The sequence below is a fragment of the Pseudoalteromonas sp. NEC-BIFX-2020_015 genome (assembly GCF_012952265.1).
In the GTDB taxonomy this organism is placed as follows: domain Bacteria; phylum Pseudomonadota; class Gammaproteobacteria; order Enterobacterales; family Alteromonadaceae; genus Pseudoalteromonas; species Pseudoalteromonas neustonica.
The window spans coordinates 169,069-183,042 of the sequence record NZ_JABCJL010000005.1 but is presented as its reverse complement, the minus strand read 5'-3'; the positions used below and the strand labels follow the sequence as shown (position 1 = coordinate 183,042).

Genomic DNA, 13,974 nt, shown 5'->3' with positions numbered 1-13,974 from the left:
CTTAACCTTCCTTTTTCGTATTTATATTACATAACCCATTAGGGATCACGTCAGTGTGCATCCAATGCTTATCGGTGATCACATGGTTACTTCTCACCCATTTAGCGACACTTTTTTTAAATTGCGAGTAGTGAAAACTATCAGCAACTCTAACGACATAGCCTTCTTGGTTTTTAGTATCTAACACGATATTTTTAATCGTTTTTTCGCACCAGTTCCCAACATATAACTCTTTTGGAGTGATCAGTCCTAATTGTGTAAAAAACTGTTTGCCGTCTTGCCAGCTTAAGCATTCGTTGTTTTCGTTCCATAGCGAAAATGCCATAAAATAACTCGCTAATGATTCATAACCAATAGAGTGCCTTGCATAGAGGTTTTCGCCACAAATACGCCACCCGTGCGGAATTTTGTAACCTATCTCTGCTTGTAACGCTTTTACCCATGTTCTAGATGGGTGAAAGCGACTATCAAGGGAACGAGCATGCACAAAGTCACTATAAATAGTGGTATTTTCGCCATCCATTTTTTCAGTGACTACAACGACTTTGTTTTCAAAGTGGCTAGTATTACCTTGGTATATATCATCACTCGTTGCACCCGGCGACCAAGGTAAATGAGGGGTGCGAGGATATTTAACTTTCACAATGTAATTCCTTATTTCTCAATATCTAAAACTGAGCCAGCAACATAAACAGGCTCAACATTTCAAAGTGATTTTGCACAGCAATACACACCCTCTCGTATTGAACAGGTGAGATTTAAGGTTGCTGTGTTAAGACAGAATTACATTGTTTTATCCTTTATTGATTTAGTTAAAGTTTAATTAAAAGATGCCTGTTAAGTTAACCCTAAATAGCTGCCCACTGACTGCTTCATAATTTCGACTAATACGTTATCCATGTATTGGTATTCGTCAGGAATATCTAATATATGAATATCTTTGTAATCTAACAGTCGAGTAAACTGTGCCTTTAAGCGGCTTTTATGTTTTTCTTGCATGACGAAAATCACATCAGCCCATTGAATAGTTTTAGCATTTACCGTTCTATTAGCATTAGGGCTTGTACCCGCAGATTTAACAGCTAACGCGGGATGATTTTTCCATACTTGCTCGCCCGTTGGGCTTCGCCATTGATTGCGACTACAAATGAAAAGTACATTTGTCACTTTATGCTCCTTCATTAAATAAGTCCTCCCTTATTAACTGAGCGCTCTTGGCTTAAAATAAACTTTTTACCGTTAAATATTTTTACTGGGTTACCGCGCTCTACCTCCCAATGTTGTTGCCAACGTGCTTTTTCTTGCTGTGTCATTGTGTCCAATTTTGTTGCTTCGAGCTTTTGAAACAATAGGGCTCTTGCCAAGCGCTTATTGGCATGTTGACTTCGTTCACTCTCAACGCGCACTGAAATACCTGTTTCTGTATGCGTGGCTCGAACTGCTGAGTCGGTGGTATTAACATGCTGACCACCAGCACCCGACGCACGGCAGGTTTGAAAAGTCACACTGTTATCAAGCTTACTTTCATCAATAACGTACACTTGGCCGCTAAAAAACCAGTTTTTACGTTTATGCTTAGGCCGATACTCACTTTGGCATACCCACAACATAGCACCTTGCCATGACTGAGCCAATTGCTTAACTTGGCTTTCCTTTTTTGAATAAGCTGTTGTTGAATCGAGCTGCCCTGAACCAACTTGTAATAGTACCGATTTAAAACAGTCCTGCTCTTTAGTCGCAACGGTTTCAACAATATCGAGCTTTATGCCCTTTTCTCGACATTGCTTTTCAATCGTTTTCAGCGCCAAACCAACAGCTTTGCAACACTCGACAGGGCCTTGCCCAGCAGATAGCTGTAGTAATATCATGATGAACAATCTCCATTTGTTTTAAAGGTTAGTATCGGGCGTAACTTAGCCACAACTTCAATTAACCCTGCATCAACCATGTCACTTATAACCGTTTCACATTTTTTGTACGCTTGGGGTGCTTCGTCGTATAACAGCTCTTTGTTACCGCAAACAACTCTGCTGCCTAACGCTGTTCGGTATAAATCTTCACGCTTATATTTATGACCCAATCGGCCATGACATTCACCACGCTGCCACTTTCGCCCGGCGCCATGCGCTAATGAAAATAAATTGGTGTTGATGTTTTCAAGCATGGCTGAGTTATCATCGTTTAGCTCTGCTAATATGGGTTTTACAAGGTAACTATAATCCCCCCGAGAGCCCGGAATAACCACATAGCCTTTATCACTTGGTGTTGCGCCTTTTCTATGTAACCAACCATCACAGCCATCAATGTTTTTAGGCGAGACTAAATTGTGGTTAATGTCCAAGCTACACTCACCATTGGCGCGTATTGCTTCTAAAAACCGCATTGCTATCAACTCACGATTCAGCTCTGCAAAGCGCACGGCTTCATCATGTTTATTCATGTAATCGTTGAAACCTAGATCGCTTTCACATAGCCCATCGTGATTATATTTTGCAATATGATCCACCAATATTGATTGCCCCAGCCCTCTAGAGCCCGAATGAACAAGAAGTTGAAGGTGCTTTTTATTCAACCCTAACTCATCTAAAGCAGCTTGATTATAAATCTCATCAATCGCCTGAAATTCAGCAAAGTGATTACCGCCACCAATGGTGCCTAGAGTACGATCATGACCATTAACAGTTATGTTTTTTGCCGTTTTTCGGCTTTGAATAATCGCAAGCCAACTGTCATCAAGTGGCAACTCAACATGTTCAAATTTTTTGGCGAGTTTATCTAAATTTACTTTCGATACTTTTGCTGACGTTTGCCACAGTGACATGCCACAGCCTATATCGTTACCAACCAGCGCAGGGTAAATTTTGTTTGTTGTAAAAAATGCAGCCCCAATAGGATAACCTCTCCCGGGGTGTAAATCAGGCATGCCCGCAACGCGTTGCATACCATTTAGCTCTGATGTTTTGATCAGTTGCTGTATTGCCAGCCCTTCAATCCACGTATTTTTAGACGCAATGAGGCTCACATGTTCAGAAATTTTTTGGACGGATTTGCCCATAATACCAATTCCTTTTTCTTTATTAGAAAAATAGGATTAAAACGAAATTCGAATTGGCAGGTCTGGATCTATTTTGAAATCAAACGAAAGGAACGCGTTTAAACGCAATGTTTACCTAAATGTACTTAATATATAAATACGTAGCTAAGTAACCGGTTTCTTATCGGATAAGACCTGCAAAGGATGTTGATGTAAATGTCATAGTATTTTCTCCTTCACAGTTAGTTGATGAACCCAACACTTAGGATTAGTGCTGAATAATTGAACGAGCGCATGGTAATCAGTTTTTGCACATAAAGCAAACATAAATTTATTTTATGTTTGCTTTATGTGCTGTATTACATAGTGTTAAACCTAACAATACTGCCCTGCTGCGAAGCCGCAGCTCCATGCGTATTGGAAGTTATAACCGCCTAGCCAACCTGTTACATCGGTAACTTCGCCTATAAAATACAGGCCTTGGGCTTTTTTAGCTTCGAAGGTTTTTGAGCTGAGTTCGTCGGTGTCTACGCCGCCTAATGTTACTTCGGCGGTGCGGTAGCCTTCGGTGCCGTTGGGTTTAATTTGCCAGTTATGAATGTAATTGGCTAGCTCGTCAATTTGGCTGTGGGTGAGCTGGTTTACGTTACAATCTGGGATTGCTTTACTCTCGTGTAATATTTCAATAAAGCGTTTTGGCAAAATAGTCGCGAGGCTGTTTTTTAATGATTTTTGTGCTTGGGTTTCTCGCCATGTTGCTAATTGCTCTTTTAAATCAAGCTCTGGTAATAAGTTAATTGTGACCGCCTGCCCTGCACGCCAAAACGAGCTAATTTGTAAAATAGCAGGGCCTGATAAACCACGGTGAGTAAACAGGATGTTTTCTTTAAAGCGAGTGCCGTCTTCACTACTCACAACACAAGGAATACTGATACCTGAGAGCCCTTCAAAGCGGTCTTTGTCATGTTGGTGCAACGTAAATGGCACTAACGCCGCCATGGTTGGTAAAATATTTAAGCCAAACTGCTCAGCAATTTTATACCCTATTGGCGTTGCACCTAGCTTTGGCATGGTTAAGCCACCAGCGGCGACCACTAGCGATTCACACGTATATGATTGTTGCTCAGTGATCACGAGATAGCCGCTATCCGTTTTTTCTACGTTCAGCACTTCGTTACGCAACGCAACATTAACACCCGCCCACTCGCATTCGGTCAATAAAATATTAACAATGTCTTGGGCGCTGTTATCACAAAATAACTGGCCAAGAGTTTTATGGTGATACGCCAAACCGTGACGGTCTACCAGCTCAATAAAGTCATGCTGGGTATAACGACTTAAACACGACTTTACAAAATGTGGGTTACCACATAGGTAGTTTTCTGGGCTGGCGTTTTCGTTAGTAAAGTTACAACGCCCGCCACCACTAATGAGAATTTTACGACCGGGCTTTTTACCCATATCAAGTACTGTAACACTGCGGCCACGGTAACCTGCTTGTGCTGCACACATCAATCCTGCGGCACCGGCGCCTATTACAATTACATCTACTTGGGTCATTTGTTAATCTCATTAAAAAATTTGGCTAATTATAACAAGTTTCACACCTCAGCGGAGAACTTTGATTGTTTTTATAACAGCAACAAATATAACTGATACAATATAATAAAAATAAAAAACCAGCACTTTATAATTAAATACTAGGCTAAAAATCAATTAGATAAGTAAATTTGGCCATTTAAACATCTCCATATAACCAAAGTAGAGACATACATAACAAAACGTTATTTTAACCTTTTTAACATATAATTTACCTTTGTACCACTTCGCGACATCTCATTGCGAAGAAACCAATAACAATCTAGGGATAATTATGACAACAAGTACAACATTTAAAAAATGCGCTGTAGCCCTCACTTTGGGTACGCTTTTCGCTGCATCATCAAGCATGGCTAATCCAAGTCAAGTAATCATGCCATCAATGGCTGACACAACAGCTAAGCTTCAAGGGCAAAGTGCACTTGGTACTCGCTTTATCATTAAATATAAAAATAACAGTAATGATATGGCTACTTTCTCGGTTGCTGACGCAAGCCCACAAATGATGAACCAAAAAGCGCAAGGTTTTGTGAGTGCATTTACAAGCAAGAAAGCTAAAGTTAAGGCACAATATGTTCGCCCAATGGCATTAAGTAATCATCACGTTATGCGTGTAGACAAAAACCTTAACGCTGATGAAACACAAGAATTCATGCAAGAGATGATTGCATCTGGCAATGTTGAATACATCGAAATTGACCAAATGTTACAGCCGTTTGCTACGCCTAACGATCCGCGTTACAACGATCAATGGCATTATTATGAGCAAGCGGGTGGTCTTAACTTACCAACAGCGTGGGATACTGCGACAGGTAGCGGTGTAGTCGTTGCCGTACTTGATACTGGTTATCGTCCACATGTTGATTTAAATGCCAATATTTTACCTGGCTATGACATGATCTCAGATACGTTTGTAGCTAACGATGGTGGCGCACGTGATAGCGATGCGCGCGATCCGGGTGATGCAACTAATACTGGTGAATGTGGCACAAATCAATTGGGCCAACCAGTTCCAGCATCTAACCAAAACTCTAGCTGGCATGGAACTCATGTTGCGGGTACTGTTGCCGCTGTAACTAATAATGGCGAAGGTGTTGCTGGTGTTGCGTATGATTCTAAAGTTGTGCCTGTACGTGTACTTGGTAAGTGTGGTGGTTTAACGTCTGATATCGCCGACGGTATTATTTGGGCATCAGGTGGTTCTGTATCCGGCGTACCGAGTAACGCAAACCCAGCTGATGTAATTAATATGAGTTTAGGCGGCGCGGGTTCTTGTAGTTCAACAACTCAGTCTGCAATCAATCAAGCTCGTGGCAATGGTACTGTAATTGTTATTGCAGCAGGTAATGATAACGATAACTCTGCAAACTATAACCCTGGTAACTGTAGTGGTGTTGTTAATGTGGCATCGGTTGGCCGTAATGGTGGCCGTGCTTACTATTCAAACTATGGTTCTAACATTGATGTTGCAGCACCAGGTGGCGCGCAAAGCTTTGCTAATGATTCTGAAGGTGTGCTTTCAACGCATAACTCAGGTTCATCTAGCCCAACGGGTGACAGCTATCATTACTCACAAGGTACATCAATGGCGGCACCTCACGTTGCCGGTGTTGCTGCACTTATCAAGCAAGCTAAACCAAATGCAACGCCTGATGAAATTGAAAGCATCTTAAAATCAACAACACGTTCATTTGCTGCAACATGCAATAACTGTGGTACAGGTATTGTTGATGCCGCTGCGGCCGTTGCTGCTGCGTCAGGTGGAGCTACACCACCAGGTGGTAATGAACTTGCTGATGGCCAAGCAAAAACAGGGTTAAGCGGCGCTGCAAATAGCGAAACTTTTTACACAATGACCGTACCAAATGGTGCTACAAACGTGACATTTACAATGAGCGGTGGTTCAGGTGATGCTGATATGTATGTGCGTGCAGGCAGCAAACCAACGTCATCAACTTACGATTGTCGCCCATACAAAGGGGGCAACAGTGAAGAGTGCTCTATCGATAACCCTACCGCAGGGACTTATCATGTAATGCTACGCGGTTACTCTGCTTACTCTGCTGTTAGTTTAGTGGGTAATCTAACCACTTCAGGCGGTGGCACGGGTGCACCACAAGCTGGCGGCGGCACTGTTGCTGACATTTCAGCAAGTGCAGGTCAATGGAAACATTATACGCTAGATGTACCAGCAGGTATGGCAAGCTTTACAGTGACTATGTCTGGTGGTACTGGTGATGCGGATTTATTTGTTAAAGCTGGTAGCCGACCAACAACGTCTAGCTATGATTGTCGTCCGTACAAAAATGGTAATGCTGAAACATGTACCTTTACTAATCCACAAGCTGGAACATGGCATTTAAGTGCTAATGCGTATAGTACATTTTCAGGTGTTACTATCGACGCTCAGTACAAGCCATAAAGTATAGCGTGAGTAAAAATCACGCTTACTAACTTAGCCAGTTCCCCTGGTAATTTTTAGCCGAACGAGAGTTCGGCTTTTTTAGTTTAGCTTTATTCTTCAAGTTTAAAGTTCAGCAAGTACTGCTTCAGCTCTACTTACTACAAACTCTTTACCTTGCTCAACAAATAGACCTGTCACTTTTTGGTCATCAACAATCATTGCGTAACGCGTTGATCTAACACCACCAAAACCGGCTGTATCTTTATCTAAACCAAGTGCTTTTGTAAAGCTGGCATCGCCATCAGCTAGCATTTCAATTTCTTGTGCGTTATGCGCTTCGCCCCATGCTTTCATTACAAATGCATCGTTCACTGATACGCAGTAAATAGCATCCACGCCGTTGGCTTTGATTTTATCAGCAAGCGTAATAAACTCTGGTAAATGTGCATTTGAACACGTGGGTGTAAACGCGCCAGGCACTGCAAATAACACTACTTTTTTACCCGCAAACAACGTTTCGTTGGTCAGCGTTTGCATGCCGTCTTCGGTTAATTGTGTAAGGCTAACCGCTGGTAATGTTTGGTTTTGAGAAATCATGGTATTTCCTTTTAAATTGACTCTGGATTCATTGCGACTAAAAGTATCACAAAAGCAAAATCAACCCTACCATCATAACCCCAAGCTACCACGGATTGTTTGCATCTGTTGTTGCAAGCGTTGGTGAATGTCGCTCACTAAGTTGCTTGATTCACTCACTTGCCCTTTCATGCTTTGCATTGATTGACTAAAATTATCTAATAGTGAGTTTTGCTGCTTTGCTAATTCCATTGCATCAAATGCCACTTTATTTGCATCTTGTGCGCTGCTTGCCACTCCTTCTGAGTTGCGTTTAAGATCTTGAGCATTACTTGTTTGCAATTGGGCATCATCTGCCAGCGCCGAAATTTGAGTTGAGACCATGGTGGAATTTTCACTTAATAGGTTCAACTGATTATTTATATCACTCAATGAGCCTTGTGTTTGCCGTGCTAACTTACGCACTTCGTCAGCCACAACCGCAAATCCCCGGCCATGTTCCCCTGCTCGTGCTGATTCAATGGCAGCATTAAGTGCAAGTAAATTAGTTTGATCAGCAATGTTCCGAATAACCTCTATAATTTGGCCTACATCTTGTACGCCACTTAATAGCTCTTGTAGGCTATGTAAACCTTGCCCTACGCGTTCTTGTGTATGCGAGCTTGCACTTAGCATATTTTCTGCAAACCCTAAGCTTTTATCCATCGCTGAGAAAGTATGCTTGGCGTTATCTGCAACTTGACCATTAATTGCATTTACCTGCTCACCTATTTGTTGAATATCAGCCAGTAAACTTTGATTTTGCTCCACTTGATGATGACTAGCATCTGTTTGCTGACTAATCGTGTGTAAATGCACACTCATTTCTTGCATAAAATCGTTAACAACCTTGAGCATTTGTGCCCGCTCTTGCGCTTCAATACGTTGCTGTTCAATTAGTTGGTTAAAATAATTAGCGATTTCACCGACTTCGGTTTTTGGGTTTTTACTTTCAATATTTTTTAATTCATTGCTTTCAATCAAAAATGCAAACCCATCTCGTAATTGGCGTAACGGCGTTAATACTTGGTTACGCTGCACAACGTATACACCCACTGCAAGTATCACTAACATGCCTATCGCAACACAAAACACCACTAATACTTGTTGCTTTAAAATACCTTGCTCGGCTTTAAGTTGTTGCTCTGCATTTATGACTGTGCCAGACAATGTACTGATTTGCTTACGTAAAGCATGTATACCAACTTGACGCTGCTGAGCCTGATCTATGGTATTAGCTAAATCACGCGGATAACGATTAGGCCAACTACTTAACTCTGCTTTTATCTCATCAGCTAAATCTTCAGCTTCTTCATCTATAAATAAACTGTCTTCATCAACGTCACTCATCACACCTAAATTTTCAAGGCTTTCAATTTGCTGTGCTAAGTGGTTTAAGTTGTTTACGCTTTGCTGTAAGTTTTTTTGGGTATCTTGATCAAAATTAAGGATCAATTGATAAGTAAAAAGCGACAAGGTTGTGACTTCGCTGTAATAATCACTGGCTAGTTGGTAATAAGTGTGTGTATTCGTATTTTGCTGTGCAGACTTGTTAGCATAACTAATTAGTGAAGATGCTGATCCAGCCATTTGCCTCAAGGCATTATCTAGCAATGCGGTTTCATTACCTGAAAGTTTACCAAGAGCGCGGTATTTGCCTTTTATATCGGTATCAAGTTGGCTCAGTTGTGAGTTTAACTGCTGCTTTAAAATCGTGGGTAAAATGGTGAGTTGAGTGTTTTTTAACTCTGTAATTAAATCAGATGCTTGCCCCAAATATTGGCTATCACCTTGGTCTAAATAATCTTCTAACGAGCTTTCAAGATCAATTAATATACTATTTTTTAGCTGGTTATATGATTGATCTTGGTGCTCTAATTTAACTAAGGTTTGACTTGCCCAATACAAAGTACCGCCTAAAAGTAAACTGGCGAGCGCCAACAAAATAGCTAATAAACGAGTAAATGATGACACGCGCATGAGTTGATTCCTCTGAATGACTGCGCGCTTACACTATTAACTATTTATGACAGTTTAATGAAAAACCACTAAAACACATAAATTAATGGGGACAAAAACATTTAATAAGAAAAAAGACTTATACCATTGCCGCTTTTACATAAACATCGAAGCGGTTCTTTTTCGTTTTAATTTGCATGCTGGGGGTTTTGTTGTTCAAAAATGGCGCGTAATCGGGACGCTTAACTACAACGCGCTTACTGGCAAGAGGATATGCAAATTCAAGTAAGTCATCAGCATCGTTGTCTGCTCCTACTAAGTCTTGAAATACCCGCATTTCTTTTTTTACTAATGCAGACTTTTCACGATGCGGAAACATAGGATCAAGGTAAACCACGTCGGGCATACTTTCACATTGGGCCAATAATGTATGACTTGAACCAAACACTAAGCTCATGTTTTCTTTCATCCATGGGCCTATTTCAATGTCGTTATAAGCACGCTCTAAACCATCATAAAGTAATGCGGCAACAACTGGATGGCGTTCATGTAAAATCACTTTACAGCCTAAAGATGCTAAAACAAAACCATCGCGGCCAAGCCCTGCTGTTGCATCAAGTACAACGGGTGTGGCGCCTTTATTTAACCCTACCGCTTTAGCAATTGATTGACCTTTACCACCCCCAAACTTGCGCCTATGGGCAACCGCTCCGGTCACAAAGTCAACGCTTATCGCGCCAAGCTTTGGCTCATCTGTTTTACGAAGTGTTAAACCATCTTCACCATAATGAAGTGAAAAACCAGACGTTTCTGCAGCCCATTTTTCAAGCCCAAAGCGCTGCTCAATACCTGTAAGATAATGACGTAATTCTTTAAAAGGACACTGTATAACCAAAATAAACTCCGACCGTAAATAGCTCGCGAAGTATATCAACTGCAAAGCGCTATAGCACTAAAATAGCTCAATATCAGTTTGTGACGTAATATTATCTGTAAACTCTGGTGTGGCTATTTTACTTAAGCTATCAATTAATTCAGTACGTGAGTCAATAATGTGATTAAGCTGATATTTTACAAATCCTAAATCATCATTGAGTGATGCAAACAATAACTGTGTTTTTTCTAACTGTTCAACATTAAGGGCTAACGCTTGATTATTGGCTAGCTCCGGATATTGCTGCATGGTTTTACGAATTTCTGACAATTGCTCTGTCATTTGATCCACAGCCTGCTCTCGGGTATCACTGTTTGCAAACATTAACTCTGATAGCTCCGAAAAAGCATTGCCTACGTTATGCGCTTGCGAAAGTGCTTTTTCGTTTACTTCCATATCTTGAATTTTAGCGTTAGTAACCTCTAAAAGGTGCGGGAATAAATCCTTATAGCGGCCATAAAGTGCAACATCACTCAAAGGCATATTTTTAATTAAAATAGATACTTTAGGGAAATTAATAATTGTACAACTGCTAAAATCAACAAATCGGTTAGCATAACGATGCTTTTCTAGTAGCTCTTGCTCTAATGGGCAAACACAGCCATCTGTAGTACAAAAAACGCCTATTTCCTGATACCAAAAAGCAACAATAACCTCAAGATCTAAGGGTTTAAAAAATTCGAAAAAATACTCAGATAAAGTTTGTATATCATGGGCATGATAACTTTGCCCAACATAGCGCATTATTCGCCCCATATCGCCTGAATCTGTCATCGCTATTTCAGCAGTGATCTCCGCTTTTTTAATATCATCTTTTAGCTTATTTGAATGCTGACGATACTCATAAAGCACTTGTATTCGGGCCATTAATTCTTGTGCGTTAAAAGGCTTGACGATGTAATCTGCAGCGCCGGCGTTATACCCTTTAACACGCTCGGGCAATTCACTTTTTCCTGATAAAAACATCACGGGCGTGTCTTTGGTTTGGTTACTATTTTTTAATTCAGTACAGACTTGATAACCTGATTTACCAGGCATTTCAACATCGAGTAAAATAATATCTGGGTTGTATTTTAATGCTAACCTTAATCCTTCCTCGCCATTTTTTGCATGAATTAATTTACAAAACCCTGCTAATGATTCTTCAATGACATGGTGAACGTATTTATCATCGTCAATCGCTAATACCAGTTTTGTCATGCTCCATTCCCTTTTAATGAGTTACTTAAAAAAGCATAGTACGGAGGGATTATTTTGCGACAATTTATTACTCTAAATAGTAAAAAAGCGCCATAAGGCGCTTTTTTACTTAAAAACTGACTATGCAGTAATGCCGCTATGGCGCAATAATGCGTCTATATTTGGCTCACGGCCTCGGAAGTTTTTAAATAATTCCATTGGTTCTTCGCTGCCGCCTTTTTCTAAAATATGCTGCATAAAGGCTTTACCTGTTTCAGCGTTAAAAATTCCCTCTTCTTCAAACTTAGAAAAAGCATCAGCTGACAATACTTCGGCCCATTTATATGAGTAATAACCTGCGCTATAACCACCTGCAAATATGTGACTAAAGCCATGCTGAAAACGATTAAACGCGGGTGGTTTAACAACTGCAGTATGATCTCGCACTTTATCTAAAGATGCTTGAATTTGGCATTCATCTCCTGCTTGATAATCATTGTGGATTCTAAAATCAAACAGTGAAAGCTCTATCTGACGCAGCATTTGCATGCCTGAGTTATAGTTTTTAGCCGCAAGCAGCTTATCAAGTAACTCTTTTGGTAATGGCTCACCTGTTTCAAAATGGCCTGAAATAAAATTAAGTGCTTGTTCTTCAAAACACCAATTTTCTAAAAACTGACTTGGTAGCTCAACGGCATCCCATGCAACACCATTAATTCCTGCCACAGGCGCGGCATCAATTTGCGTTAGCATGTGGTGAATACCGTGACCAAACTCATGGAACAAGGTTGTTACTTCGTCATGCGTAAACAGTGCAGGCTTATCACCCACCGCTTTATTAAAGTTACACACTAAGTAGGCAACCGGTGTTTGTAGCTCGCCATTGGCACGGATTTTACGTCCCATGCAATCGTCCATCCATGCGCCACCACGTTTATGATCACGCGCGTATAAATCTAAGTAAAAACGGCCACGTAACGTATTGCTACTGTCGTAAACTTCAAAAAAGCGTACATCTTTGTGATAAGTATCAATGTCATTCAGCTCTTTTACAGTAATACCAAATAAACGGTTTACTGTTTCAAATAAGCCACCTAGCACTTTATCTGCTGGGAAATAAGGACGCAGTACTTCGTCTGAAATTGCGTATTTTTCTTGTTTTAGTTTTTCACCATAATAAGCGTAATCCCATGCCGATAACTGCTCTATAGCGTGTTTTTCTTTTGCGAATGTTTGTAGCTCAGCCAACTCTTGTTTTGCTTGTGGCTTAGATTTAACCGCTAAGTCTTCTAAAAATGAGAATACTTGCTCTGGTGTTTCAGCCATTTTTGTTGCCAGTGATTTTTCAGCATAACTTGCAAAGCCTAACAACTGCGATATTTCATGACGTAGCGCTAGCTCTTCACTCATAATCGCTGAGTTATCAAACTCCTCAGCATTCGGACCTTGGTCAGATGCGCGCGTTACAAATGCCGTATACGCTTCTTCACGAAGCTCACGATTATCGGCGTACATCATAATAGGTAGGTAAGATGGGAAATCTAAAGTAAACACCCAACCGTCTAATTCTTTATTTTTTGCAGTTTCTGCTGCCAACGCTAATGCTGACTCTGGTAAACCAGCTAATTCGCTTTCATCTGTTATGTGCTTTTGCCAAGCAAGTGTGGCGTCCATAACATTATTACCAAATTTTGCTGCTAATTCAGATAAACGCGCACTGATTTCGCCGTAACGCTTTTGCTGCTCTGGCGCTAATGCAATACCTGATAACTCAAAGTCGCGCAGTGCATTAGTGATCGATTTTTGTTGAGCTGTCGTTAAGCTTTTAAATTCATCGCTATTGTGCAATGCATTATATGCCTCATAGAGGCCTTGATGCTGGCCCACAAAGGTAGAATACTCTGAAATAATCGGTAAACATTGCTCATACGCTTCGCGAAGTGCATCGCTGTTTAATACTGAATTTAGGTGTGATACCGGTGAAAAAACACGTGACAGTTTGTCATCAACTTCTTCTAGTGGCAGTACCAAGTCATTCCATGTAAATGATTTATTAGCTAACACGTCGTCTATTTTTGTACGGCATTGTTCTATTGCGTGTTTTAGCGCTGGGACAACATGCTCAGGTTTAATTTTTGAAAATGGCGGTAAGCCTTCAAGGCCTACGAGTGGGTTATTTGTTAAATCGGTCATGTTAGCTCTCAAATCATTGCGAATATCATTTTGAAGTTGGGGCGAACTGATGAAATA

At 40.7% G+C, this 13,974-nt stretch carries 11 protein-coding genes; 1 reads left to right on the top strand and 10 read right to left on the bottom strand.

Features of this window, described 5'->3' with window-relative positions:
- Window position 1: 1 nt before the first annotated feature.
- From HH219_RS05745 to HH219_RS05725, 5 genes are all read right to left on the bottom strand, one after another.
- Window positions 2-643, bottom strand: coding sequence for an RNA ligase family protein (locus tag HH219_RS05745; RefSeq protein ID WP_169326889.1), 642 nt, complete (start codon window positions 641-643; stop codon window positions 2-4).
- A gap of 194 nt (window positions 644-837) precedes the next feature.
- Entirely contained in the window at window positions 838-1,167 is a 330-nt protein-coding gene (locus tag HH219_RS05740) for a phosphotyrosine protein phosphatase (RefSeq protein WP_349251608.1), read from the bottom strand.
- Between the two features lie 14 nt (window positions 1,168-1,181).
- On the bottom strand, window positions 1,182-1,868 hold the full coding sequence (prfH, locus tag HH219_RS05735) for a peptide chain release factor H (protein ID WP_169326887.1): 687 nt from the start codon (window positions 1,866-1,868) through the stop codon (window positions 1,182-1,184).
- Window positions 1,865-3,055, bottom strand: coding sequence for an RNA ligase RtcB family protein (locus tag HH219_RS05730; RefSeq protein WP_169326886.1), 1,191 nt, complete (start codon window positions 3,053-3,055; stop codon window positions 1,865-1,867). The genes prfH and HH219_RS05730 overlap by 4 nt, the downstream gene beginning before the upstream one ends.
- 354 nt (window positions 3,056-3,409) lie before the next feature.
- Window positions 3,410-4,594, bottom strand: a complete 1,185-nt coding sequence (locus tag HH219_RS05725; protein ID WP_169326885.1) for an NAD(P)/FAD-dependent oxidoreductase — start codon at window positions 4,592-4,594, stop codon at window positions 3,410-3,412.
- Window positions 4,595-4,907: 313 nt separating this feature from the next.
- Between HH219_RS05725 and HH219_RS05720 the strand changes: the two genes are divergently transcribed.
- A complete protein-coding gene (locus HH219_RS05720; protein WP_169326884.1) occupies window positions 4,908-7,055 on the top strand; it encodes a S8 family peptidase in 2,148 nt (715 codons plus the stop codon).
- Between the two features lie 105 nt (window positions 7,056-7,160).
- Here the strand turns inward: HH219_RS05720 and HH219_RS05715 are convergent, their stop codons facing one another.
- The 5 genes from HH219_RS05715 to prlC all read right to left on the bottom strand — a co-directional run bounded on the left by HH219_RS05715 (window position 7,161) and on the right by prlC (window position 13,917).
- A complete protein-coding gene (locus tag HH219_RS05715) occupies window positions 7,161-7,634 on the bottom strand; it encodes a peroxiredoxin (RefSeq protein ID WP_054204822.1) in 474 nt (157 codons plus the stop codon).
- Window positions 7,635-7,706: 72 nt separating this feature from the next.
- Complete coding sequence (locus HH219_RS05710) at window positions 7,707-9,632, bottom strand: methyl-accepting chemotaxis protein (RefSeq protein WP_064435805.1); 1,926 nt, start codon at window positions 9,630-9,632, stop codon at window positions 7,707-7,709.
- A 118-nt stretch (window positions 9,633-9,750) separates the two neighbouring features.
- On the bottom strand, window positions 9,751-10,506 hold the full coding sequence (locus HH219_RS05705; protein ID WP_054204824.1) for a class I SAM-dependent methyltransferase: 756 nt from the start codon (window positions 10,504-10,506) through the stop codon (window positions 9,751-9,753).
- 57 nt (window positions 10,507-10,563) lie between these two features.
- Entirely contained in the window at window positions 10,564-11,745 is a 1,182-nt protein-coding gene (locus HH219_RS05700; protein ID WP_169326883.1) for a response regulator, read from the bottom strand.
- A gap of 120 nt (window positions 11,746-11,865) precedes the next feature.
- Window positions 11,866-13,917, bottom strand: a complete 2,052-nt coding sequence (gene prlC / locus HH219_RS05695) for an oligopeptidase A (RefSeq protein ID WP_169326882.1) — start codon at window positions 13,915-13,917, stop codon at window positions 11,866-11,868.
- Window positions 13,918-13,974 lie beyond the last annotated feature (57 nt).